Genomic DNA, 25,524 nt, shown 5'->3' on the forward strand with positions numbered 1-25,524 from the left:
GCGGCTGCATCACGCAGCCGCTCACTCGCAGTTATAGCTTGAAATTCAGGCTCAGCATGAACGACCGGCCATTCTTGTAGAGGTAGTACGGCTGGTTCTTGTTGCCGATGTAGCTGAAGTAGGTTTCGTCCAGCAGGTTGGTGGCTTCCAGCGCCACGCGCAGCCGCTCGGTGGCCTGGTAGCCGAACGAGGCATCGACCTGGGTGAAGGCATCGGTCATCTGCTGGCCGTTGAGCCGGCCGATCTGGGTGAAGTATTCCGAACGCCAGCCCAGGTTCACCCGCGCACTCCACTTGCCCTGCTCGTAGTACGGGCTGATGTTGTAGGCGTTGCGCGAGTTGTACGGCAGGCTGTAGTCGCCGTCGGTATTGGCGTCGGAATAGGTGTAGTTGGCCACCACACCGAAGCCATTCCCGAAATTGTGCTGCAGGTTGAGCGCCACCCCCTGCACCTTGGCATCGCCGGCATTGGTGGGGACCGAGGTCTGGTAGGTGCTCGACCCACCCGTGGCGTTGTTGAAGAACACCCGGTCCTGCACGGTGGTGAGGATGTAGTTGGAGATATCGCGCGAGAAGAACTCGGCGCTGAGCAGGCTGCTGTCGTCGAAGTACCATTCCAGCGACGCACCCAGGTTGGTGGACTCGTACGGGCGCAGGCCGGGGTTGCCGGTGGAGGCGGTCAAGGTGGTGTCGTCGGTAGCCACATACGGGGTCATGTTGGTATAGCGCGGCCGTGCGATGACCTTGGAGGCGGCGAAACGCAGCATCAGATCGTCGCGCAGGTCGTAGGCGATGTTGAAGGCCGGCAACCATTTGCCGTAGCTGCTGAGAAAGTTGACCGGCGTGTAGCTGCCGCCTGGCGCATAGCTGAAGCCATCGGTGGAATCGCGGGTGTGCACATAGCGCACGCCGATGTTGCCGCGATAGCGCTCGCCGGAGAAGTTGCCCTGCAGGAACCAGGCGCGGTTCTGCTCCTCGATGCTGTAGTTGCCTGCATAGCTGATCGGCAGCCCGGCATCGCCTTCCAGGCCACCGATGTAGCGGCTGATCGCAGCGCGCCCGATGGTGGACCAGCGCTGCATGTCGGCGCTGGTGGACAGGCCGTCCAGGTAGCCGGATGGCGTGGTACCTGGCGAAAAATCCACCAGCGTGCTGCCATCCTTCGGCGCCCAGGTGCGGCTGTAGGACGACTGCCCGGTGGCATGATTGGTCAGCTTGATGCCGGTGAGCAGTTGCGTGAACGGGCCCCACTCCACGGCATGGTCGAAATCCAGCTGCAGGTAACGCTCCTTGTCGTACTGCGGGCTATGGCTGGCCGAGGCATTGTTGAGCTGCATCGCCGCGGCGTTGGTAGGCTCGGTGGTGTAGTCCATCGCAGTGCGGCGCCCGTCGATGGTGTAGCTGTAGCCGGCCAGGTTGCGGAACTGGATGCCGTAGATACGCTCGGCGCCGCCCTGCGAGCTGGTGTAGCCGACCTGGCTGGAAGCGTTCCAGCCGTCGCCATGCCAGTCGGCGCGCAGGTGGATGCTGCCGGTGCTGACATCGCTGTTGCGCAGGTAGCCATCCAGGAACGTGGTGGACTGATCGCCGAAGGTGCCGGAGGTGGCCACGCCGTTTTCGAAACCCAGCGCCTGTGCATCGCCGGGGTTGGATCCCCAGTAGCCGTAGCGGCTTTGGTTGTAGTTGTCGAAATTCTCGGTGACGTACAGACCGGTCAGATTGAGTTCGAAGTCGGCATCGGGCTTCCACTGCAGCGCAGCGCTGATGCCATCGCGTTTGCGCGTCTGCTGGAACAGCGCGGTGTTGATCGAGGTGGGAAACACACCGGTGTTGTTGCCGACCACCGCAGGCGGAAACGCGGCGCCGGCGACATCGTCGTAACCGAAGATCTCCACGCCTTCGCGGCGCAGCACGCGCTGGGACCGCATCACCGAGGTCAACACGCCGAAGGTCTCGTCCTGGTTCTTCCAGCTGTAGAGTGCGGAGGCGTTCGGCTTGCCCTCCTCGGAGCGATCGTTGTAACCGTAGCTCACGGTACCAGTGAGCGTGTTGCGATCGAGTTCCAGTGGCTTGCGCGTGTGCACGATCACGGTACCGCCGATGGAGCCTTCGTCGATGCGCGCCTCGGGGGTCTTGTAGACCTCCATCAGACCGACCACTTCCGGTGCCAGCGTGCTGTAGTTGAACGAACGGCTATCCGGGTCGTTGGGATCGCCGCCCCAGCTGGTGGAGGCAATGGTCTGGCCGTTGAGCAGCACGCGATTGAGTGCCGGGTCGGTCCCGAGGATGCTGACTTTCTCGCCTTCGCCAAATTGGCGATCCACGGTAATGCCGGAGAGCCGCGACAAGGATTCGGCCACGTTGGTGTCGGGAAACTTGCCGATATCCTCGGCGCTGATCGCATCCACGATCGCATCGGCATTGCGCTTGACGTTGAGCGCCTTGCCCAGGCTGGCCTGGTAGCCCACCACCTTGACCTCGTCCAGCGTGGCGACCGAAGGATTGGCTGGCGGCTGTTGTTGTGCAGCGGCCGGTGCAGGCGGTGCTGGTGCGGGCGCTGGTGCCGACTGCTGCTGCGCAGACGCGGGAAGCACCAGCGCGCCGCTCATCGCGGTGCCACCGATCAGCAGGGCGCGGACCGCCGCGCCCAGTGGCGTGCGTTGCGGCGGTTGCCTGCGCACACCCGTGTGCGATGGCGCGCCAACCCCCTGCATCGGGCCGGCGATCGCAGCGATTGGCTGCGCAACAGTCATGCGGATTGCATCGACAGATAACGAAAACAGGCGGGGAAACAGCATTGCATTGACCTCGTGGCGAGTACGTCAGGCCGCAACCGATGGGCTGCACTGGAGCGCGGCGCGCGTGGTGCTGCAATCCGTCCCCTGCGCCGGATTGCGAGCGGTGACCCGCACGCACGTTCTGCGCGCAGATCGAGCTGCCAGACCGACGCATGGTCGGCTGGCAATGATGTGATCGACAGGAACAAGCTCCTGTTCGCTGACAACGTTATCAGCGAAGGTGCCTTCCGCCAGTGGCACTGTCAACCAATGGTCATCAACTGCCTGGTTTTATGCGGGATAGGGTACGGTTGCTGTCGATAATGGGATGACAACGTGATCCGTGTCGCATTCGCAGCGGCCACGCATGCAGACCATTGCGCCACGCCGCGTGACGCGAGCAGGCTGCGCAGCGAAATGTTGCACTGCGCGGCGTAGAGTCAGCAGGGTGTGAGATGCCTGCGCGAGTCCGCCGCTCGCCTTCGCCGATTCGCCGCGCCCGCCGGCGATGCCGGCGGACTGTCTCGCTCTCACTCGCGCTGGCCGGCGACCCAGGTGTTCAACACCTGCACATCGGCATCCACCAGCACCAGGTCGGCCTGGTAGCCGGGTGCGATGCGGCCCAGGCGTTCGCCCAGGCCGATGCATTGCGCCGGATAGGTGGACGCCATGCGTGCGGCTTCAGCCAGGTCCACGCCCAGCCAGCGCACGCTGTTGCGCACGGCGGTAGCCATGTCCAGCGCCGAGCCAGCAAGAGCGCCGTCGGCATTGCGCACCACGCCATCCACGGCAGTGATGGTTTCGCCGTACAGATCGAAGCTGGCACTCTCGCTGCCCACCATCGGCATGGCGTCGGTCACCAGCAGCAACTTGCCGCGCGGCTTGGCCGCCAACGCCACACGCAGGCTGGCCGGATGCACGTGCACGCCATCGACGATAACGCCGCACCACACGTCGGGATCTTCCAGGGCGGCGCCCACGGCATTGGGCTCGCGCCCGGCCAGTTGCGACATCGCGTTATAGACATGGGTGAAACCCCGCACGCCGGCAGCAATGCCGTCGCGCGCCTGCTCGTAGGTTGCAGCCGTATGCCCGGCAAATACGATCGCACCGCCGGCCACGAAGGCGCGAATGTCGTCCAGCGGCACGCGCTCCGGCGCCAGCGTAATCAGGGTCACGCCGTTATCCAGCGAGGTATCCACCGCAATTTCATGCGCGTCCGGCACGCGGAACTTGCGCGCGTCGTGCGTGCCCTTGCGTGCAGGGCTGAGATAAGGGCCTTCCAGATGGATGCCGAGTACGCCCGGCACACCGTGCGCGATGGCAGCGCGGGTGGCCTCGATCGCTTCGGCCATCACCTGCGCGGTGTCGCTGATGAGCGTCGGCAGCAGGCCGGTGGTACCGAAGCGGCGGTGGGCCGCGGCAATGGTGGCCAGCGCCTGCGGATCGCGGGCGTTGTTGAACAACACCCCGCCGCCGCCGTTGACCTGGATGTCGATGAAGCCCGGCAGCAAGGTGGCGCCGCCCAGGTCCACGCGCGCGTGCGCCTGCGCCACGCGTGCATCGTCGGCTGGCACGACTGCCTCAATCTGCGCACCGTCCAGCAGCACGGCCAGGCCGTCCTGCAAGCCGTCATCGGTCAACACGCGCGCATTGCACAGCGCTTGAATCGGGGAAGCATCCATGTTCAAACGGTTTCCGTGACCTTGTTCAAATGCGGCGGCAGATCGGGGTTATGGCCGCGCTGCAGTGCCAATGCGTTGATCGCGCGATAGAAGCTCTGCACGGTGAGCAGCGGTGCGCAGGCCGGGTGCGCGGCATCGGCCAGCGGCAGGTCGCCATCGGGCGCGGCTAGCCATACCTGGGCGCCGCGGGCGCGGAATTCTTCTGCCAGTGCGCGTGTACCTGCGCCGGTTTCATCGGGCTGGGCGAACACCAGCACCGGGAAGCCGGGGCCAACCAACGCCATCGGGCCGTGCTTGACCTCGGCCGAGCTGTACGCCTCGGCGTGCAGGCCGCAGGTTTCCTTGAATTTTAGCGCCGCCTCCTGCGCCGCGCCCAAGCCCAGGCCGCGGCCGAGCACGAACAGGTTGTGCGCGGGAGTCAAACCGGTGGTCAGTGCCGACCAATCCGCCTGCCAGGCGCTACGCAGTTGTTGCGGCAACGCATCCACAGCGGCGAGCAGTGCGGGATCGTTCTTCCATACGGCACCCAGGTGCAGCACCGCCGCGAGCGAGGCGAGGTAGCTCTTGGTGGCCGCCACGCTCTTTTCCGGGCCGGCGCCGAGCGGAATCACCACCTCGGCCAGTTGCGCCAACGGCGAATCCTCCACGTTGACCAGCGCCACCACGCGCGCACCGGCGGCCTTTGCGGCCTCGGCATTGCGCAACAGGTCCGGGCTCTTGCCCGATTGCGAGATCACGATGTACAGCGCGCCACGCAGTTGCAGCGGCGCCACATACACCGAGCCCACCGACGGCGATGCAGAGGCAGTGACGATGCCCAGCTGCGTTTCGAACAGGTACTTGGCATATGTTGCCGCGTGATCGGAACTGCCGCGTGCGCAGGTCACCACGAACGGCGGCGGGTTCTCGCGCAGCGACTGCGCCAGCGCGGCAATGGTGCCGGCGTTGCGCACGAACTGTGCGGCCACCACGTCGGCGGTCTGCGCCGCCTCGCGGAACATCAGGGTCTCGGTTTCTGGGGGGAGGCTCATCTGGACTCAGGCGGATTCGGGAGGAAGGGACTTGCTGGCCGGCGTCTGCGCCGGTGCGGTGGAACCGCGCACCACCAGTTGCGGCACGAAGCCGCGGTTCTGCAGTTGCGCGGGCTGGTCGTCGTAGGCATCGCTGCGCAGCTGGCTGATGAGCAGGCGTGCGGCATGCCGCGCGATGTCGTCGGTAGCCTGCTTGGCGGTGGTCAGCGTCGGCCACGACTGCCGCGAGAACGGGCTGTCTTCGAAGCCGGCGATCGACAACTGGTACGGCACGTTCATGCCGGTGGACTTGGCCGCGGCCAGCACGCCGGCAGCGATTTCATCATTGCTGCCGAAGATGGCGGTGGGCGGTTCGCGCAGCGACAGCAGCCGGCGCGCACCACGGAACCCATCGTCGAACGTGTAGTCACCGGGAATCACCAGATGCTTGTCCAGCGGGATGCCATAGTCCTTCAACGCAGCCTCGTAGCCGGCATAGCGCTCGCCGCTGGAACGATGCTGCGGCCCGCCCCAGAGAAAACCGATGCGCTGATGACCGAGCTGGATCAGGTGCTCGGTGATCTCATAGGCCGCATCGCGGTCGTCGATATACACGCAGTGACCATCGCCCGGGTCGTCGGTGGCCGCGATGATGCGCACGCTCTTGATGCCGCGTGCAGCCAGGCCGGCCAGCAGTTCGGGGCGCTCGGACATCGGCGCGGTCAGCACCACGCCGGCCAGGCGCGAACGCTGCACCCATTCGGCCAGTTCCTCGGCCAGCAGCGGCGAGGTGGAATCGCAGGGATGGATCTGCAGGCCGAAGCCGGTCTCACGGCAGGCGGCAAGCACGCCGTTCTGGATGCCGATGATGTGGTACGGGTTGGGGTTGTCGTAGACCAGACCGATCACGAACGGCGTGCCGCTGCGCAGGTTGCGCGCGGACGGGTCGGGCTCGTAGTCCAGATCGGCGATGGCGCGCAATACGCGCGCGCGCGTGGCCTGCATCACCGAAGGCTCGTTGTTGATGACGCGCGACACTGTCTTCAGCGAGACCTTGGCGCGCTCGGCGACGTCTTTGATGGTGGGCCTGCGCATGGATGTACCTTGGTCGTCGGAACGCATCATGCCGCTTCGCTCACTTGGCCTGGGCCGGCAGGCCCACACGGTGACCGCGCAGCGAATAGAACAGGATGTACAGATAGCACGGCACCATCAGCGCAGCGAACACGACCTGGAAGTCGTAATGCTGTTTGAGGATGGCGAACAGCTGCGGAATGATCGCGCCGCCGGCAATGCCCATGACCAGCAACGCCGAGCCGATTTCGGTGAAGCGGCCGAGCCCGCGAATGGCCAACGGAAAGATCGCCGGCCACATCATCGCGTTGGCGAACCCGAGCGCGGCAACGAAGCCCACCGACACGTAGCCATGGGTCAACAACGCACCCAGCGAGAACAGCACGCCCAGTACCGCCGACACGCTCAGGTAGCGCGCCTGCGAAATGACGTTGGGGATCAGCACCAGCCCGGCGATATAGCCCAGCAGCATCGCGCCCAGGGTGTAGGAGGTGAACAGCTTGGTGCTGTCCAGCGGCAGGTTGAACCCATGGCCATAGGTGCCGATGGCATCGCCGGCCATCACCTCCACGCCCACGTAGACGAACAGGCACAGCACGCCCAGCCACAGGTGTGGAAACTGGAAGATGCTGTGCTTCTGCCTGCCGGTCTTGGCGCCGGGCGTGGCGTTGGCCTCGGCAGCCCGGAGTTCGGGCAGCGGCGAGAACAGCACGCCGGTGGACAACAGCAGCAGCACGCCGGACATCACCAGGTAAGGCGCATGGATCTTGGCGGCGAATGCAGTGAGCAAGGTTTCCTTGGTCGCGGCATCGGCGCTGGCCACCTGCGCAGACAGATCGCCGATACCGTGCAGCACCAGCGTACCGATCAGGATCGGGGCCAGGATGCCGGCGATCTTGTTGCAGATACCCATCAGCGCGATGCGCCGCGCCGCGCTTTCGATCGGCCCGAGGATGCTGATGTAGGGGTTGATCGCGGTCTGCAGCAACGCCAGCCCGCTACCGATCACGAACAAGCCGCCCAGCGCGCCCGGATACCAGCGCTGGGTGGCGAACTGGCCGAAGCCCGCCGCGCCCACCGCCATCACCACCAGGCTCAGCGCCAGGCCCTTCTTCATGCCGGTGCGCTTGAGAATCCACGACGACGGCAACGCCAGGAAGAAGTACGACAGGTAGAACACCATCAGCACCAGGAAGGCGTTGACCTCGTTGAGATCGAACGCCAGCCGCACGAAGGTAATCAGCGGCCCGTTGATCCAGGTGAAAAAGCCGATGATGAAGAACAGCGCGCCGACGATGGCGATCGAGACAACGGGGTTTGCGGGCCTGGCAGTAGTCATGGATCGGCTGGCTCTGGAAGTGTCGTGCAGGAATGCCGTCGGCGTCAGCGGCGCAGTTCGGCGACGAAGTCGTAGAAGTCGTTATGGCAATACGTGTCGGTCAATTCGATCGCGCTACCGTCGCGGGCGTAGCCCACGCGTACCACGTGCAGGATTGCCTCGCCGGTTTTCATGCGCAGATGTTCGGCCAGCCGCGCCGGCAGGTTGATCGCGCGGAAGTACTGCAGTGCGCGCACCACCGGGGTGCCTTGCGCATCCAGATAGCTATAGAGCGAATCGCCTATCTGTTGCGGGTCGGCGACGATGCGCTGCGGCAGCACCGCATGTTCGTAGGCCATCACGCGGTCGTCGGCGCTGCGCAGGCGCGTCAGGGAGGCCACCGACGCATCCGGCGACAGGCTCAGCCGCAGGATCTCTTCGCCATGCGCCGGACGCAGGCGCCGCTCCAGCCAACGCGTGCCCGGCTCGTAGCCCTTGATGCGCAGCGTCTCGCTGAAACTGGTGAGGCCGCTGAGCTGGTGCTGGATCTGGGTGGTGACGAAGGTACCGGCGCCCTGCCGGCGCGAGACCAGACCTTGTTCGACCAGCACGTCCACCGCCTGGCGCAGGGTCACCCGCGAGATCTGCAGGCGCTCGCACAGCTGGCGCTCGGCCGGCAGCGCTTCGCCGGCCTTCCACTGGCCGCCACGGATGGCATCGGTGAGCTTGCCGGCCAACTGCAGGTACAACGGGGTTGGCGCCGACGCGTCCAGGTGCAGCTCGTCCAGTCGCTTGTCGGCGTCCGCCCTGGCCTTGGCCATCGTTGTTCCCGCCCGCCTAAATTCGATAGGTCCAATATAGTACCAATCGGCGGCAGCGCACCAGCCCCGGCGCGCACGGGACTGACAAAGCGCCGATTCGGCAGAGAGTTTACTCTCCGGCTGGCCGGCGCACTGGTATGGAATCCCGGGACAGCCACGCATTGGTCTGCCTGATGCCACGGCGGCAAGGCCTGGCAAGACGCCCTGACAGGACAGCGGCAATGGCGTGCCGAACTGGGATTCAGACCCATTGCAGTGCAGTGCAGGCAGCAGAGTGACCGATCAACCCTGCCGGCAGATCTACAGCTGCCCTTCGTCGCGCCGTACCAGCCAGCGCTCCGGCGTCTGCGTGAAGCCGAGCAGCTGCAGGCCCAGCTGCAGGGCGGTATCGGAGCCTGGCGCGACCTGGGTGCGCCACTGCCAGCGGCCGTCGCGTTGCAGGCGTAGTTCAGCATTCAACTGCACGCCATCCGGCAGGCCGCCATCGGGGGTGAGTGCCAGCATCACTGCATCGTCCACGCAACGCGGGCTGCCGCGCAGGCGCAGCGGCAGCAATCCGGCGGCCTCGCCGCCCTCGCTGGGAATGATCTGCATGGCGACATCGCCGCCGGCCTGGATGCAGCGGGTGGTATCGAAAACCGCGCGGACATCGCGCAGATCGATCGACAGATCCATCAAGGTCACCCCGCCAGGCTTGCGTAGCAACAACCGGCCATTGGCCTGCTCCACGCCCTGCCGTGCGCCCTGCAGGGCAACCGCTTGCACGGTGGCCGAGCGCAGCTGCACCTGGCGTTGCCCACGCAGCAACGGCACCACATGCAGGCGCACGCCGACATCGCCCAGCAGCAGGCTGTTCCAATGGACCTCGCGCAGGGTGCCGTTCCAGATCGAGCCCTGCGCTTCCAGCGCGGAGAACGGCAGGCGCTGCGCCGGCAACAGCAGGCGCAGCGGCAAGGTGGCGATCACGCCCGTGGCCAGCAGCAGCATGCCCAGCAGCGCCCAGCGCAATGCCCTCATGGCGTAATGCCCTGCAAGATGATGTGCGCTTGCAGCTGGTCGTCGCGGCGGGTGATGTCGAGTTGCGCCGGTGCCAGATGGTCGCGCTGGCGCAACTGTTCCAGCCAGGCAAACAGGCTGGCACTGCTCACGCGATCGATCTGCAGGTCCAGCGTCCCGGTGGGGCCGACGCGGTGATGGGTGATGGCGATAGTGGCCTCGCGGGCGCTGCGCAAAATGCGCTCAAGGGGGACTGCCGTCACTGTAGCGGCGCGTTGTGAAGCGCGCGCAGCGAGCAGCGTTTCGGCAGCATGGTCATAGCGGGATTGAGCACTGTCCTTCCAGTGCCGCAGTGGTAGCAACAGCGCGTACCACCCCACGAAGGCGGCCACGGCCAGCAGCATGATCGCCAGCATGCCGCGCTCACGCGGCGCACGCGCCTGCCACCAGGTCTGCAAGCGGTGTTTCATCGTGGCGGCTCCAGTTGCAAGGTGGTGCTTGAGCGCGCATCCCGAGGTCCACTTGGCGATGGTTGTAGCTGCCAGCTTGCAGCATGCAAGTGGGTGGTGACAGTCTGCAGCTGCGCCGCATCGGCATGCAGCAGGGTGATGCGTATCGCGCCGGTGTGCTGATACGCCAGTGCATCCAGCTCTACGCCCGGCGCCGACTCCACTGCGGAAAAAACAGTGGCCAGGCGTGAGGCGAATGCCTCCGGCGTTGCTGCGCTGGCCTGCGCTGCGGCCGCATCGGATGGCCGCTGGGTGTCGCTACTGCCAAGCAGCGCGACGGTGCGCCGCTGCAGCAGCTGCGCACCGATTTCGTAGCGCAAGGTCTGCGCAAGCAACAGCAGCAGCGGCGACAGCACCACCAGCGCAACCAGAAGCGGCAGCGTGGGCATGCGCCTGACAGCGCGCTGGCGGGCGACCACCGCAAAGCCTTGCTGGCGCAGATCGATCGGCGCGGTGGCGGCATGTCGGGCGAACTGCGCGATGGTCTGCTGCAGATCCGGATCCGGCGGCAGTACTGGCGCGGCGGCAAGCCAGGCAATCAGCACCTGCGCAAGCGGCGGCTCCAGGCTGCAAGCCAGGCGCGGTGCGCGCAACAGCCAGCGCCCGTCCCATTGCAGCAGCACCGGCGGCTGCTCGGCGGCCGGCACGGGCAGCAGCAGGCAGTCCGGCACCACCGCATCGGGAACGATTCCCACGCCTGCAGCGCGTTCCAGCCAATGCTGCATCACCGCCGCATCCACCGCTGCGACCAGGCGCATGCCATCGGCGTCCGGTTGGGAGGCAATCGCCACATGCAGGGTCTGCGCGTCCACTGCCAGGTGTTCGGCCAATTGCAGGCGTGCGGCGGCCACCGATTGCGCCATGCTGTGCCCGGGCAAGGCCATCCAGCGCAGCTGCACATCGGCGCCGGGCACCACCAGCACGCTGCGTCCGTCCGGCGCAGGCCGTACGCTGCACTCGCCTTGCCAGACCACCTGCCCGTGCGCATCCACATGCACGGCGGTTGGCAGCGTTGCGGCCTCGGCCGGCAGCAGAACCAGCGTGGTCATCATGCGTCCGGGCTCCATTGCCGTGCCACCAGCCGCACGCGGCCGGCCGGGTCTTGCTGCAACAAGGCTTCCAGCATGACCTGCGCACCGGCATGCTCGACCTCGCTGAAGAGAGAAAAATACGTGGTGCGCAACTGCACCTGCTGCAGCACTGCATTCGACGGGGCAACCTGCAGCAGGGCCGGCGTGTTGAAGAACACCGCTGGATCGCGCCATCCGCCGGCCGGGCGCGCGGCGATCACCCGGCGTGCGGCGGGCAGCTCCAGCCGGCCCTCGGTCAGCGCCACCAGTACCGGCGCATCCTGCAGGCGCAGCGTGTTGATGTTGACCGGCGACAGCCGCCCTTCCGGCAGCGCGCACAGATACGGCTGCAGCAGCGCGATGCGCTCGGGGGTGTAGCCGGCGATGGCGCGCAGCTCGCTGACACCGGCCAGCAGGGTCGCTCCGGTCCGCAGCGGCACGGCCGATTGCAGATACTGATCGTCTTCCGCGCCCTGTGCGCCGGGTTGGCCGTCGCTGTCGATCCAGTCCACCAGCGCATCGGTCAGCGCCTGCGCCTGTGGCGGCGCGATGCCCAGCGCCTCCAGCAGTGCCTGGTACTGGCGCGCACCGTCGTCGCTACGCTGCCATTGCTCGGGCGCGCCGGCGACCACGCTATTGAGGTTGAAACAGCTGCCACGGTCGCGCAGCCGAACGCTCACCATGCCATCGTCCAGCGGGAAGCTGACCGGCTGGTCGTTCCAGCCGCCCTCCAGCGTGGTGCGCAGCGGGTCGCGCCTGGCCAGCGCCTGCAGGCGTTGTCGTGCAACCGTCTCGCTGCCCAGCGCATACCACTGCGCCTGCGTCATCGCCTCGCCATTGCCACTACGACGCAGGCCAAAGCGCAGATCGTCCAGCACGGCCACCATCAGCAGCGTCATCACCGCCACCAGCAACAACACCGTCAACAGCGCGACGCCGCGTTGCCGCGCAGGTGCATGCAACGCGCTCATGCGCGGCCCTCCGGCAGCAGGAACACCTGGCGCACGCGTCCCCACTGCTCCAGGTCTAGCTCCAGCGAGATCGCGTCCGGCAGCGCTTCCAGTCCGCCGCTCCAGCCATCGCTCCATTGCGCACGGTAATGAAACGCCACCACCACCGATCGCACGCCGCGCAACAGCACCTGCGGCGTTGCGGCCGCTGCACCATCCAGTGCCGGGCGCGCACTGCGCTCCAGGCGCCCTTCGACCACGCGATACTCCACGTACTGCAGCGACGCACGCGGCGTTTGATCCGGATTGCTCCAGCCGCGCCGCACGAAGCCGAACAACGGCCCCCGGATTCCCGGTGCACTGGCGATGAAGGCCGTGCGCGCGGTGCTGCCATCGCCATTGCGCGTGCGCCGCACCGCCGCCTGTTGCAGATCGCTGCGCAGCAGGCCATGGGCCAGCTGGACATCGCGCACCTGCTGCAAGCGTTGGCGGACCGCATCGCGTTGCTCGATGCTCTGGCGCATCACCACCACCGCCGCAGCTGCCACCAGCGCAAACACCGCCAGCGCCACCAGCAGTTCGATCAAGGTGAAGCCGGCCACGCGACGTGGACCGCTCATTGCACGCTCCGCAACGCGCTCAGGCTGGCAATTTCCTGCGTCTGGCCTGCGGCACGCACCTGTACCTCGATACGCACCATGCCGGCGCCGGCCGGCATGGCCTGGCGCTGCCAATCCCAGCTGCGGCCACCCAGCAGTTCCTGCCCGCGCGCAGGCGCCAGCGCAGCGGCGGTGGGCGCAAGCATCGCCTCGATCGCCTGGTTTTCTGCCACCAAGGCCGCCAGTGCGCGTTCTTCCAGCACCACCGCCGTGCGCGTGCTTTCGCCGGAAAGATTCAATAGCCCGACCACCGCCATGCCGAAGATGGCCAGTGCGACCATCAATTCCAGCAGCGAAAAGCCGGACGCGGCCTGGCGATTACCGATGCGGCGCATCGACCCGTACCCCGCCGGCGGCGTCCACCAGCACCTGGAGCTGTTGCTGCCCGTCGGCCAGGGCGATGCGTTGCGGCGTGGCCGCCCCGGTGGGGTCGAAGCGCACGCTCAGCTGCGTGGCACCGGCGGGAAGCTCGGCCTGCACACCGGCTGGCCAGCGCGTGGCAGCGAACGGTTTTTCGTCGAGCGCTACCCACTGCTGCCGCGCCTGACGACGGAAGGTATAGCCGCCGGTATCGACGATCACCTCGACCATGCGCAGGCTCAGGATGGCCTCGTCGCGCGCGTTGACCAGTGCGCTGGCCAGCGCATCGGCCTGGTCGTGCAGATCGCGCCGGGTGTCGGGCAGTGTCATCACCACCAGCGTGCTGGCCAGCGCGGTGATGACCAGCACGGCCAACACTTCCAGCAAGGTGAAACCATGCACGCCCGCACGCGCGTGGCGCGATGCACAGCCTTGCAGGCGGAGGTGTGCGGTGAGCATGCCTTGGCTCAGCGCCAGTTGCCGATGTCGGCGTTGTCGGCATCGCCGCCTTCGGCGCCGTCGGCACCGAAGGAATAGACGTCGAAGCCACCGTTACGGCCCGGACGGCGATACTGATACGCATGCCCCCATGGGTCTTCCGGCAAACGACGGATATAGCCGCCTTGCCGGTAGCGCTCCGGCCGGGCCAGGCCGCTCGGCGCGGCGAGCAAGGCCTGCAGGCCCTGTTCGGTGGTGGGATAGCTGAGGTTGTCCAGGCGATAGGTTTCCAGCGCCTGTTCGAGCACCGCGACATCGGCGCGCGCCTTTTCGACCATGGCACGGTCCTGGCTGGGCATCACGTTGATCATCACCACGGTGGCGAGCAGGCCGATGATGACGATGACCACCATCAACTCGACCAGGGTGAAGCCGCGCGCGCGGCCACGCAGCGGGCGCGCGCCGGCAGATGCAAGAGACTGGATGGGTTGCATGTGAATCTCCGAAAGGACGGCGGCGCTCAACCAAGCGCCAGGGTGTTGAATTGCAGGATCGGCAACAGGATCGACAGCACGATCACCGCCACCACGCCGCCGAGCAGCACGATAATGGCCGGCTCCAGCAGGCTCATTGCCGCGGTAGTGAAGGATTCGAACTCGCGTTCCAGGTAATCGGCGGCGCGTTCCAGCATCGGCGCCAGCCGTCCGCTGTTCTCGCCGCTGGAGGCCATGTACAGCAGCGTGGGCGGGAACACGCCCGCGCGCTTCATCGCCGCGGCCAGGCTGCCGCCTTCGCGGATGGCACTGACCATGCTGTCGGTGGCCAGCCGCAAGGCGCGGTTGTCCACGGTGCGTGCGGCAATCATCAGCCCTTCCATCAACGGCAGGCCGCTGTTGACCATGATCGCCAGCGTGCGTGCCATCCGCGCGGCATGCAGGTCGCGCATCAGCCGGCCCAGCAAGGGCGCGCGCAGGATGGCGCGATCTGCCGCCAGCCGCGGCGCCGGCCGCTTGAGCAGCTGTGCCGCAGCGAACGCAGCGACCACCATGGCGATCAGCAATGGAATACCTGCGTGCAGCAAAAAATTGGACACACCGATCACCGCCCGCGTCAGCCAGGGCAAGGCGCGGCCCATCGAATCGAACTGGTCCACCACCTTGGGCACTACGAAGGTCATCAGTACGATCACCACCGCGCCGGCGGTCAGTGCCAGCGCCGCCGGGTAGACCAACGCAGACTGCAACTTGCTGCGCACCTGCGCCTGGCGTTCCAGCAGATCGGCCAGCCGCTCCAGCACCTGCGGCAAGGCGCCTGCACTTTCGCCGGCGGCCACCATGGCGCGATACAGCGGCGGGAACGCGTTGCCCTGGCGCGCCATTGCATCGGACAGGCGAAATCCTTCCACCACCAGCGCATGGGTCTGGATGGTGACCCGGCGCACGCCGCGGCGTTCGGACTGGCTGCCGATGGTGCGCAAGGCTTCTTCCAGCGGTGCGGTTTCCACCAGCGTGGCGAGCTGGCGGGTGAACAGCACCAGGTCCTTGCCGCTGAAGCGCGCTGCGCGCATGGCGGTCGCCGTCGTGGCGGCAGCATCCACGCGCACCGGCACCCATTGCCGCTGTTCCAGCTGCGCCCGTGCGCCCTGCACGCTGTCGGCGCTGATGACGCCCTGGCGGCTGCGCCCCTGCAGGTCGAGCACGGTGTACTCAAACCGCGGCATGCGCATCGTCCTGCTGGCGGGCGACGCGCAAGGCTTCTTCCAGCGTGGTGAGGCCTTGCAGCACCGCGGCACGCGCGGCATCGCCCAGCCGTGGCGTGCGGTCGAAAGCCACCGCCGCCAAGGCGTCTTCGTCGGCGTTGTCGCCGATCAGCCGGCGCAGCGCATCGTCCACCGCAATGGCTTCGTAGATGCCCACGCGCCCGGCGTAGCCGCTTTGGTGGCAGGCGCTGCAGCCCACGGCCGCATACACAGTGGCGGCGTCGTCTGCGTGGGAATCCAGCAACTCGCGCGTGGCGGCGTCCAGCGGGCGCGGCGTGCGGCACTGCGTGCATAGCCGCCGTACCAGCCGCTGCGCCAGGATCAATCGCAGGCTGGACGCGAGCAAGAATGGCTCGATGCCCATGTCGCGCAGGCGCGTGACCGCGCCGACCGCATCGTTGGTGTGCACGGTGGAAAGCACCAGATGGCCGGTGAGGCTGGCCTGCACCGCGATCTGCGCAGTCTCGGTGTCGCGGATCTCGCCGATCATCACCACATCCGGGTCCTGGCGCAGGATGGCGCGCAGGCCGGCCGCAAACGTCATGCCGACGCGTGCATTGACCTGGGTCTGGCCAACGCCGTCGATGGCGTATTCCACCGGGTCCTCGACGGTGAGGATATTGCGCGATCCATCGTTGAGCAGGCTCAGCGCTGCATACAGCGTGGTGGTCTTGCCCGAGCCGGTGGGGCCAGTCACCAGCACGATGCCGTTGGGTACCTGCAGGGCACGCTGCACGGTGTGCATCACCGCCGGCGGCATGCCCAACTGCGCCAGCGACAAGGTGCCCTGCTCCTTGTCCAGGATACGCAACACCACCCGCTCGCTGCTACGCGTGGGCAAGGTGGACACGCGCACGTCCAGCGCCTTGGCCCCCATCACCAGTGACACGCGGCCGTCCTGCGGAATGCGTTTTTCGGCGATATCCAGCCGCGCCATCACCTTGACCCGCGACACCAGCAAGGGGGCGATCCGGCCGGGTAAGGTGGCCGCCTCGCGCATCACGCCATCCACGCGCAGCCGGACGCGCAGACGCGATTCATAGGATTCCAGATGCACGTCGGAAGCACCCAGCCGCGCGGCCTCGGCGATGATGCCGTTAATCAGGCGGATGATCGGCGCATCGTCCTGGCTGTCGAGCAGATCGGCGGTGGGGATGTCGTCGATCAACGAATCCAGGCTGCCATGCAGGTCCAATGCCTCGACCTGCACGCCCTGCTCCAGCCCGGCGTCGGCGTAGATTTCCGAGACGTGCCGGTCGAACACCACCGGCGCCAGCGTACGCACCTGCAATGGCATGCCGAGCGCACGACGCAGTTCGATCAAGGCCTGCACGTCGCCCCCTTCGCGCAGGCCGATCTGTGCAGTGTCCTGCGCGCCGAGCAGCACCACACCATGGCGCTTGGCGAAGGCATAGGAAATGGCGGTGCGTGCGCTGGTCATGGCTTCAACGTTGCACAGGACGGCTGGCGGATGCGGGGGTGACGGCTGGCGCCGGGCGCACCGATGGGGGCGCGGGTAACTGCTGCTGCGGCGGCTGCGCGTGCAGATAGTCGCGCACCAGCGCATCGAGCGCGGCCTCCGGGTCGCCATCGGCCAGCTGGCGATCGCGCAGGTAGTTGTAGCGCGGCGCAGTCACGCGCTGTGCATCGGCCGCGTCGCGGATGATGGTGGGGCGAATGAACACCATCAGGTTGGTCTTGTCGCGATTGCGCGACGTGTGCCGGAACAACGCACCCAGGCCGGGCACATCGCCCAGCAACGGCACCTTCTCCACGGTCTGGCGATCGTTCTGGTCGAGCAGGCCGCCGAGCGCGACGATGGCACCGTTCTCCACCACCACGCGCGTTTCGATCTGGCGCTTGTTGAACACCAGCTCGGAGGACTGCGTGCTCACCGGCCCGGCAATGGCCGAGACTTCCTGTTTGATCGCCAACGTGATGCCACCGGCGGTGTTGATCTGCGGGCGCACTTCCAGCTCTACGCCCACGTCCTGGCGTTGGATGGTACGGAAGGGATTGTCATTGGCCGCACCCAGCACCTCACCGGTGGTGATCGGCACCTCCTGGCCGACCAGGATGCGCGCCTGTTCGTTGTCCAGGGTCATGATCGAGGGCGTGGACAACAGGTTGGAGCCGGTGTCGCTCTTGACCGCGTCGATAATCATGCCGAACACCGCATCGTTGCTTTGCCCGGCCAGCCCGATCAGGCCGCCGCTCAAGCCCAGCAAGGATTGCGCGGCCACATTGCGCGCCTGCTCCAGCACCGAATCGTCATCGCTATTGCCGTTGCGGGTGCCGGCCGCGGCCGCCGCCAGCGGCACGATGCCCGGCGAAGCGCCGCTGTACTGTGTGGCGAGCAAGGGCACGGTACCGTTGCGGCCGGCCAGCAGCAGCTGCACGCCCAGGCGTTTGGCCGCAGTGTCGGAGATCTCTACCACGATCGCCTCCACCAATACCTGTTCGCGGTGCACGTCCAGCTGGCGGATCACACCCATCAAGGCGCGCTGCGTTTCCGGGTCGGCGTTGATAATCAAGGCATTGGAGCCGGGATAGCGCACGATCACCGGCCGCTTGCCGGCCGCCGGTGCAATCACCTGCGTCTGCGCAGCACCGGCGGCGGCCACGTCCACCGCAGTGGAGCGCGTGTCCTGCCCGGGCTGCGCCTCGTTGCCCGGTGTCTGCCCGACCAGTTGCTGCAGCACCGGCAACAGCTGTTCGGCACTGGCGTGCTGCAGGCGCACCACGCTGACATCGCCGCGGCGCTCGGCGCGCCCGTCCAGATCCACCGCCGTGCGCACCACGCGCTGCACCAGGGCCGGGTCGCCGCGCACGATCAGCGAATTGCTGCTCTCCACCGGCAGCACCGACAACACCGCGCTGCGCTCGCCAGCCTGCCCGAACAGCGAGGTCAATGTGCGCGCCAGTTCCTGCGCCGAGCTGTTGCGCAGGCTCACCGTATCGATGGCGGCGCGGTCGGTATCGATCTGCGCCACCAACCCGCGAATGCGCCGCAGGTTGTCGGCGTAGTCGGCGATCAGCAGGCTATTGCCTTGCGGCATCGCCATGATGACACCGCCGCGCCCGACCAGCGGCTTGAGGATTTCTGCCGCGCTGCGCGCATCCACCCGCTGCAGGGTGAATACCTGCGTCGCAAACCCCAGGTTGCCACTGGCCGCGCTGCCCGGCTGCTGCGCGGCGGTGTCGTCGGGAATGATGCGGTAGGTGGATGGGCCACTGGACACCGCGATCAGGCCGTTGGCACGCAGCACCGCCAGCAGCATGCCCAGCAGATCGGCTTCGGACATGACCTGCGCGCGCGCCACATTCACCGTGCCCTGCACGCGGATGTCCACGATGAAGGTGATGCCGGTGGCGCGCGAGACATCCTGGATGAAGGCGCGCAGATCCACATCCTGCAGGCGCACTGGCGGGGCATCGGCCGCGCACAGCGGCATCGCCGGCATGAAAGGGAGCGAGAACAACAACGTGGCCGCGATCAGCCAGGCAGGACGAACGGCGCTCATTGCGGACGCTTCAAGGTCATGGTGTGGGTCTGGCCGTTGCGGCGATAAGTCAGCGTGGCCGCCTGGCCATCGCGCAGTTCGTCCTGCAACTCGCGCAGGTGTTCGGCATCGAGGGTGCGGCCGTTGATCTGGGTCAGCACATCGCCGGCTACCAGGCCGGCCTGGCGCAGCAGCGCGCCATCGCCGCGCGGCATGATCGTGAAGCCACTGCCGTCTTCGCTTGCGCGCAACCCGGTGCTGCTCAACAGCTGTTGCGGGTCGACTGCCGCAGCGGCGGCGGTTGCAGTGGTTGCATCGGTCGCGTTGCCCACGTTCGACATCGCCGCAGCGGCCGTGCCCGCCATTGGCGGCGTGGTGGCGGGCACCTTCGGCGTGGCATCGATCAGTGCCAGGCGACGCACGCCGCTGCCGGTGCGCAGCAGCACATGGTCGGCAGCGATCGCCTGCACCACCACACCGGGAAGCACCGTATCGCCAACACGGTAGGCACCTTGCCCACCATTGCCATCACTGAGATAGGCCGCCGCGTGCGCACCGCCGGCACGCACGCCATGCAGCACGATGCCATCGCTGTTGACGTCGCTGACAGTGCGATGGAACACGTCGCGACGAAGCGCTGAGAGATCCGATGTCGTCTCGATGGCCTGCGTGCGCATGCCCAGCGGGCCGATCGGCGTGACCAGCAGCCACAACAGGCGCAGCGCCTGCACCGCCAGCAGCACAGCCAGCACGCAGGCCAGTGCCGTGCGCGCACCGCGTAGCGACATGACGACACTCAACGAGGGCGATACGCGCTGCAAAGCAGAGATCCATCTTAAGGATTGCGAACGGATGACAGAATGCGGCAGCAATGTGTCAGTTCGAAGAAATCTATGACATGTACCGACACATGCCTAGGTGAGGCAGAACGCAAACGCCCGCTGTGCCAGGCACAGCGGGCGTTTGCTGCCCCTTCCGCGCGTGGCGGATCAGAAGCGCGCTGTCACATTGATGTCATAGTTGATGCCGGGCTGGTAGCTGTAGAGGTCCACTCGGTTGCTGCCCACCTTCTGGTATTCCTGATACTTGGTCTTGAGCAGGTTGCGCGCTGCAAAATTCACCGACAACGTATCGCCCGACCACACCAGCCCCTTCCGGATCACCAGATCCAGCGAGGTGCCCGGCTTGTCGATGTAATCCGGCTGGCCGGGACGGCCGCGTGCGGAGATCCGCTCGCCTACGTAGTTGGCGATCAGGGTGGCCTGGCTGTTGGTGCTCTCGCTTTCCACACCGATCTGCAGGTTGGCGATGTCGTCCGACTGCCCCTGCAGCGCGGAGCCATCGCGAATGAACAAATTGGCCTGCACTGGCGCGCTGAAGCCGAATGGCTGCACGGTGTCGCCGGCGCTGGCACTTACCTCGGACGTGGTGCGCGTGTAGTTGCCGGACACGAACAAGCGCTTGTCGCCCCACCAGTCGGCAGCGATCGGCAGGTCCAGATACGTCTTGGCTTCCAGCTCGATGCCGTAGAGGTTGGCCTTGGGCGCATTGATGAAACTCTGCACGATGCCGCCGCCGGGTGCATCGTTGACGATGGCTTCGATCGGCTTGTCGATGTCCTTGTAGAACACACCGACGGTGACGTACTGGCCCGGTTCGAAGAACCATTCGTAACGCGCATCCAGATTGACCAGCTCGCTATCCACCAGGAACGGGTTACCGAAGAACTGGCGATCGATATCCGGGTCCAGATACTGCTGCGGCGCCATTTCGCGGAACTGTGGCCGCGCGATGGTCTTGGACGCACCGAAGCGCAGCTGCTGGTTGTCGGCGAAGTTCCAGGTCAGCGTGGCCGACGGCAGCGCGTAGCTGTTCTCCAATGGGGCCACACTGTCCTGGCGTGTGCCGCTGAAAATGTCGTACGGGTGCACCGCCTGGGTGGCATCTTCATAGCGCACGCCAACCGTGCCACGCAGGGTCGGCACGAGTTCGCCTTCGGCCTGCAGGTACGCCGCCTTGACCTTCAAGGTGGCGTCGTAGGCCGCCGCACCGAAACTGCCGGTGGTCTCGCGCAGTCGCAGCAGATCGTTGCTGATGTTGTAATCGGAGAGCAGATAATCCACGCGCTGATACTGGTTCAGGAACGGCAGCGGGCCGTCCAACGCCAGGAACCGGAACTCGCGGTTCCATGCGCTGCGGTCGTTGTCCAGGTACGCCAGACCGCCCTTGACGGTGAGGTCGTGCTCCATCGGCAGGCGCCAGGTGACATCTACGCCACCGCTTGCCACTTGATCGTCGACCTTGCTGAAGCGGGTGTAGTTCTGCACGCGCGAGGCATCGTGGGCCCAATAGCCATCCAGCAGCTCGTAGCGGATGCCGGTCTCGTACGGCACGTCGCGGCTGGCATTGGCCACTGCCGCGCGCCATTCGATCTTGAGATCGTCATAGTCGCCGAACGCATGCGAGCCCAGCAGCTGGTTGTTGATGAGCTGGCGCTCATACCACTCGGTATTGTCGTCGCGCACATCGAAACCGGCCAGCTCGTCGCGGCCGGCGCGGCTGCGCGCCACCTTCAATGCATCGTGCACGTACAAGGTGGTCCAGCCGATCTTGTGGCGTCCGTATTCCCATCCTAGGCCCAGCATGCCGTTGGTGCGCACATTGTTGCGGGTGGTGGCGAAATCGTAATTGGAATTGAACTCCACGCTGTCGCCGACAAAGATGCCGTCCTGCTGTTTGCCGGTGCGCGTGCGCCACTCGTTGTCGTAGCTGGCCACCGCCAGGATGCCCAGCCGGGCTTCGCCGATGTCCATGCTGTAGCCAGCGCTGCCGCCGACATTGACGTCCGGGGCGATGCTGTCCTTTTCCTGCAGCACGTACAGGTTCGCATTGTTCATGCTGCGGCCGATGCGGCGGATGTCCTCGCGCGGGAAATTGCCCAGGTCCACGCGGCGTCCGCTGCGAATCGCATCGCGCAACGGACCCGGCTGCTTGCGTGTGCCATCGTCATAGCCCCACTCGTCATCGCCGGAGCCGTAGTAGGTCAGGCCCTTCTCGCCGGTGCTGACGCTGTTGGCGCCGCCGCCCACGGTAAGCGAAAGAAACGGCTTTTCCGGCACCGTCATCGATTGCAGATCGATCACACCGCCACCGAATTCGCCTGGATAATCGGCCGAGTAGGTTTTTTGCACGGTGACGCTGGCCAGCACCTCGCTGGGAAACAGATCCAGCGGCACCACGCGTTGCATCGGCTCGGGGCTGGGCAGCGGCGAGCCGTTGAACAGCGCCGACGAATAGCGCTCGCCCAGGCCGCGCACATACACATACTTGCCACGCGACAGGCTCAAGCCGGTCACCCGCGTCAATGCCACGGCGGCACTGCTGTCGCCGGTGCGCTCCATGTCCTCGCGGGTAACGAACGAGGCCACTTCGGAGGTCTGCAGCATTGGTTCGGGAATGTATTCGCCGCGCACCACGACCTGGTCGAGTTGCTTGGGCGCAATAGCGGCACTGGAACTGCTGCCGCCGGCAGCATCGCTGGTGGTCGACTGCGCCAACGCGGCGCCGGACATCAGCAAGGTGGAAATGGAAAGAGACAGGCCCGTCCGCGAGAGACGGGCAACAGTGGAGGTTCGCATCGTGGGAGCCCTGGCAACAGAAAGATGAAGCGGGACGCATCGCGCGGCAGCATCGGGCCGCCGCGCGATGCCGTGCCTCAGCAGGGACGATCGGCGGTCAGGCCGCAGGTCCAGCCCTGCCACCAGGTGTCGTTGGCATCACGCACGCCACCGATGTAGTTCACCTGCTGGAAGAAACTGCTCACCCCGTTCAAGCCCTGGAAGGCCGGCACGGCGCTTTCGTTGGCGCCGTTGACGAAGGTGTTCTGCAACGTGGACACACCGTTGGCGACGTTGTTGGTGTCGGCGGCGAACTGGGTGGCCGCACGCGCGTCGCTACCGAAGGCCGTCGGGCAGGCGAAGAACACCGAGTCGAAGGTGCCGAGCGTGTCGGTATCGGCCAGGTTGAAGCACACCAGACCATCACCGGTGCCACCGGCCGGACGCGTGACCACCGAGTTGTAGAACGCGGCCTGCGTGCCCTGGTTGAGCATGATTGCCGCACCGGCGCGCGCATTGCCCACGTAGGTGAAGTTGGCCACCTTCGGGCGCGAATAGGGCTGGCGACGCAGGCTGCTCCACTCGTTCATGCGGTCGCCGCCACCGGCGCGCTGCACCACGATGCCGAACTGCAATGCACCGCTCCAGCCAGCATCGGTATCCAGCGAATCGTCATCGGCACCGGTGATGACCACATGGCTGCCGTTGACCGTGCCACCGAACCATTCGATGCCGTCGTCGGAGCTGTTGTGGATCTGCACGTAGTCCAGGCGTGTGCCACTGCCCACGCCGGCCAGGGTGATGCCCTGCAACTCGTTGTTGGGCGAAATTTCAAAGCCCGAGTACATCACGCGCAGGTAGCGCATCGAACCACTGTTGTCGGTGGCACTGTTGCCGCCATAGAACGCGTTAGTGCCTTCCACCTGCGCCTGGCACTCGGGCGTGCCGGAGACGGTGGTGCCCGGGCAGTTATTGATCGCCGCGCGGCCCAATACCACGATGCCGCCCCACAGGCCGATGGTGTTCGCATTGACCTGGCCTTCCAACGCCTGCCTTGCGGTGAACACGATCGGCGCGGTGGCGCTGCCTTCGGCAAAGATCTGCGAACCGCGGTTGACCACGATGTAGTCGCTGCCCGAGGAGCCATACAAGGTGACGCCCGGCTCGACAGTCAGGATGCCCTGCGTGCTGCCGGCCGTTGGTGCGGTGGCATTGCCACCGCGATCGGTACCCACATTGACGCGGCCGCTGATCGAATAGGCGGTACCGGCACGCGCGGGGACGACCAGGTTGCCGTTGATGGTTTCCGGCAACTGGCACGCACGCAGCGTGTTGTTGGCGATGGTGCCGACGTTGGAGAAACCGGTCGGGCAATCGGCGGCCGGGCCAGTCGGCGTGGGTGCCGGTGCCGGTGCGGGGGTAGGCGCTGGCGTCGGCGCTGGTGCTGGTGCTGGTGCCGGCGGAAACGCGCCCTCGCCCGGCGAAGCGACACGGTCGGCTCCGCCACCACAGGCCGACAGCGCCAGCGCGGTACCAAAGGTCATGAGAAGTGTTTTGCTGCTGTTGCGAACGGACATGCGGCTGATCTCCAGGTCAAAAGGTCCGGTATGAAGAGGAGTCGTCAAGAATTGGTTGCGTTCCGCTCACTGCAGTGGCGAGCACGTTCAAGATCCCCGTCACCTTTATAGGGACCGTCTGTTGCATTTGTCTTACCGCGACATATTTGACATATTTCTGACACACGAAAACATGCACTGTAGCGGGATGACATTGCTCGATATCCCATCCCCACTGGCCGACTGGATCGTGGCGCAGGCCGTGGCCGGACAACCGCCCGAACAGGCGCTGCAACCGTTGCTCGATCAGGGCTGGAACGCGCAGGACGCCATCGACGCGGTCGAAGCGCTGGTGCGCGACCACATCCAACGGCATGCACAGGCGAACGGCCTGCCGCTGCCGGTGCGCGTGCCCGCGCTGCTGCAACACGACGACGCCTCGCTGCTGGACCTGGGCGACCGCCACGTCCGCGTGCTGGTCAGCCTGCTGCTGCCACGCGTGGTAGTGCTGGAGGATTTCCTGTGCGATGACGAATGCGATGCCTTGATCGCGCTGGCACAGCCGCGCCTGGCGCGCTCGCGCACCGTGGACAACGGCAGTGGCACGCAAATCGTGCACGCCGCACGCACCAGCGACAGCATGTGCCTGCAGCTGGGCCAGGATGCGCTATGCCAACGGATCGAAGCGCGCATTGCGCGCCTGCTCGACTGGCCGCTAGAGCACGGCGAAGGATTGCAGGTGCTGCGCTACGCCACCGGCGCGGAGTATCGGCCGCACTACGATTACTTCGACCCCGATGCGGCCGGCACGCCCGTGCTGCTGCAGGCTGGCGGCCAGCGCGTCGCCTCGTTGGTGATGTACCTCAACACGCCCGAACGCGGTGGCGCCACGCGCTTTCCCGATGCGCATCTGGAGGTGGCGGCGGTCAAGGGCAACGCGGTGTTCTTCAGCTACGACCGCCCGCACCCGATGACACGCAGCCTGCATGCCGGCGTACCGGTGTTGGCAGGCGAAAAGTGGGTGGCCACCAAATGGCTACGTGAACGCGCAGTGCGTATGCCTGCCTGAGGGCGCGGATCAATGCTGACGCAGTAGCCAGGTGGACGACTACTGCACTGAAATGACCCACCCAAATGACTGGATCGGCTCCTAGCGACCGGGGGTATCGAGTCGCAGCGGCGCGTAGATAGAGTGAAAAACCGAGTGAGTCGGGCGCGCGGTGCCCTCGCCGCTCGCGGGACACGCCGTGAACCCATCCATGGGGGCTCGTTGGCGGCATCCATGCCGCAAGCGGCGAGGACACCGCACCAGACAGTAGGCCGGTGGTCTATTGAAGAGCGAGACACTGCTTCGCCAGCTTGCTGATTGCTTGTTGAAAACCTTGCACACCGACCAACTCGACTGGTCCTTGCCCGCCTACCG

21 protein-coding genes are annotated in these 25,524 nt (G+C 66.2%); 1 reads left to right on the forward strand and 20 read right to left on the reverse strand.

Annotation, left to right across the window (positions count from 1 at the left end):
* Positions 1-31: 31 nt before the first annotated feature.
* The 20 genes from XcuCFBP2542_RS04445 to XcuCFBP2542_RS04540 form a co-directional block, all read right to left on the reverse strand.
* Positions 32-2,713 (reverse strand): TonB-dependent receptor, encoded by a 2,682-nt coding sequence (locus XcuCFBP2542_RS04445; RefSeq protein ID WP_211292977.1) that lies wholly within the window; start codon positions 2,711-2,713, stop codon positions 32-34.
* 593 nt (positions 2,714-3,306) lie between these two features.
* Positions 3,307-4,461 (reverse strand): N-acetylglucosamine-6-phosphate deacetylase, encoded by a 1,155-nt coding sequence (nagA, locus tag XcuCFBP2542_RS04450; RefSeq protein ID WP_104602409.1) that lies wholly within the window; start codon positions 4,459-4,461, stop codon positions 3,307-3,309.
* A 2-nt stretch (positions 4,462-4,463) separates the two neighbouring features.
* The gene (locus tag XcuCFBP2542_RS04455; RefSeq protein WP_104602410.1) at positions 4,464-5,492 is read right to left on the reverse strand and encodes an SIS domain-containing protein; all 1,029 of its coding nucleotides are present in this window, start codon (positions 5,490-5,492) and stop codon (positions 4,464-4,466) included.
* A 6-nt stretch (positions 5,493-5,498) separates the two neighbouring features.
* Positions 5,499-6,566: a LacI family DNA-binding transcriptional regulator gene (locus tag XcuCFBP2542_RS04460; protein WP_104602498.1), complete on the reverse strand. Its 1,068-nt coding sequence runs from the start codon at positions 6,564-6,566 to the stop codon at positions 5,499-5,501.
* A gap of 40 nt (positions 6,567-6,606) precedes the next feature.
* Positions 6,607-7,884, reverse strand: a complete 1,278-nt coding sequence (locus XcuCFBP2542_RS04465; RefSeq protein ID WP_104602411.1) for a sugar MFS transporter — start codon at positions 7,882-7,884, stop codon at positions 6,607-6,609.
* A 44-nt stretch (positions 7,885-7,928) separates the two neighbouring features.
* Positions 7,929-8,651: a GntR family transcriptional regulator gene (locus tag XcuCFBP2542_RS04470; RefSeq protein WP_208800708.1), complete on the reverse strand. Its 723-nt coding sequence runs from the start codon at positions 8,649-8,651 to the stop codon at positions 7,929-7,931.
* 333 nt (positions 8,652-8,984) lie between these two features.
* A complete protein-coding gene (gene gspN, locus XcuCFBP2542_RS04475) occupies positions 8,985-9,701 on the reverse strand; it encodes a type II secretion system protein N (protein WP_104602413.1) in 717 nt (238 codons plus the stop codon).
* Entirely contained in the window at positions 9,698-10,150 is a 453-nt protein-coding gene (gene gspM / locus XcuCFBP2542_RS04480) for a type II secretion system protein GspM (protein WP_104602414.1), read from the reverse strand. Before gspM ends, gspN begins: the two co-directional genes overlap by 4 nt.
* Positions 10,147-11,241 (reverse strand): type II secretion system protein GspL, encoded by a 1,095-nt coding sequence (gene gspL / locus XcuCFBP2542_RS04485; RefSeq protein WP_104602415.1) that lies wholly within the window; start codon positions 11,239-11,241, stop codon positions 10,147-10,149. The genes gspM and gspL overlap by 4 nt, the downstream gene beginning before the upstream one ends.
* Positions 11,238-12,230 (reverse strand): type II secretion system minor pseudopilin GspK, encoded by a 993-nt coding sequence (gene gspK / locus XcuCFBP2542_RS04490; protein WP_104602416.1) that lies wholly within the window; start codon positions 12,228-12,230, stop codon positions 11,238-11,240. The genes gspL and gspK overlap by 4 nt, the downstream gene beginning before the upstream one ends.
* Positions 12,227-12,829 (reverse strand): type II secretion system minor pseudopilin GspJ, encoded by a 603-nt coding sequence (gene gspJ, locus XcuCFBP2542_RS04495; RefSeq protein WP_104602417.1) that lies wholly within the window; start codon positions 12,827-12,829, stop codon positions 12,227-12,229. The genes gspK and gspJ overlap by 4 nt, the downstream gene beginning before the upstream one ends.
* Positions 12,826-13,203: a type II secretion system minor pseudopilin GspI gene (gene gspI, locus XcuCFBP2542_RS04500; protein WP_104602418.1), complete on the reverse strand. Its 378-nt coding sequence runs from the start codon at positions 13,201-13,203 to the stop codon at positions 12,826-12,828. Before gspI ends, gspJ begins: the two co-directional genes overlap by 4 nt.
* A complete protein-coding gene (locus XcuCFBP2542_RS04505; protein ID WP_104602419.1) occupies positions 13,187-13,687 on the reverse strand; it encodes a GspH/FimT family pseudopilin in 501 nt (166 codons plus the stop codon). Before XcuCFBP2542_RS04505 ends, gspI begins: the two co-directional genes overlap by 17 nt.
* 8 nt (positions 13,688-13,695) lie before the next feature.
* Positions 13,696-14,160 (reverse strand): type II secretion system major pseudopilin GspG, encoded by a 465-nt coding sequence (gene gspG / locus XcuCFBP2542_RS04510; protein WP_104602420.1) that lies wholly within the window; start codon positions 14,158-14,160, stop codon positions 13,696-13,698.
* Between the two features lie 26 nt (positions 14,161-14,186).
* Positions 14,187-15,386 carry a type II secretion system inner membrane protein GspF gene (gene gspF, locus XcuCFBP2542_RS04515; protein ID WP_104602499.1) on the reverse strand — a complete coding sequence of 400 codons (1,200 nt, stop codon included), beginning with the start codon at positions 15,384-15,386 and terminating at the stop codon, positions 14,187-14,189.
* On the reverse strand, positions 15,373-16,866 hold the full coding sequence (gene gspE / locus XcuCFBP2542_RS04520) for a type II secretion system ATPase GspE (protein WP_104602421.1): 1,494 nt from the start codon (positions 16,864-16,866) through the stop codon (positions 15,373-15,375). The genes gspF and gspE overlap by 14 nt, the downstream gene beginning before the upstream one ends.
* Positions 16,867-16,870: 4 nt before the next feature.
* Positions 16,871-18,949, reverse strand: a complete 2,079-nt coding sequence (gene gspD, locus XcuCFBP2542_RS04525) for a type II secretion system secretin GspD (RefSeq protein ID WP_104602422.1) — start codon at positions 18,947-18,949, stop codon at positions 16,871-16,873.
* Positions 18,946-19,758, reverse strand: a complete 813-nt coding sequence (locus tag XcuCFBP2542_RS04530; RefSeq protein ID WP_167527018.1) for a type II secretion system protein N — start codon at positions 19,756-19,758, stop codon at positions 18,946-18,948. The genes gspD and XcuCFBP2542_RS04530 overlap by 4 nt, the downstream gene beginning before the upstream one ends.
* Before the next feature lie 159 nt (positions 19,759-19,917).
* Positions 19,918-22,566 carry a TonB-dependent receptor domain-containing protein gene (locus XcuCFBP2542_RS04535; protein ID WP_104602424.1) on the reverse strand — a complete coding sequence of 883 codons (2,649 nt, stop codon included), beginning with the start codon at positions 22,564-22,566 and terminating at the stop codon, positions 19,918-19,920.
* Between the two features lie 77 nt (positions 22,567-22,643).
* Positions 22,644-24,122, reverse strand: a complete 1,479-nt coding sequence (locus XcuCFBP2542_RS04540) for a hypothetical protein (RefSeq protein WP_170066947.1) — start codon at positions 24,120-24,122, stop codon at positions 22,644-22,646.
* 187 nt (positions 24,123-24,309) lie between these two features.
* On the opposite strand from XcuCFBP2542_RS04540, the gene XcuCFBP2542_RS04545 reads away from it, so the two are divergent.
* Complete coding sequence (locus tag XcuCFBP2542_RS04545) at positions 24,310-25,170, forward strand: 2OG-Fe(II) oxygenase (RefSeq protein WP_104602426.1); 861 nt, start codon at positions 24,310-24,312, stop codon at positions 25,168-25,170.
* The last annotated feature ends 354 nt before the right edge of the window (positions 25,171-25,524 follow it).

Source organism: Xanthomonas cucurbitae (assembly GCF_002939885.1).
Classification (GTDB): domain Bacteria; phylum Pseudomonadota; class Gammaproteobacteria; order Xanthomonadales; family Xanthomonadaceae; genus Xanthomonas; species Xanthomonas cucurbitae.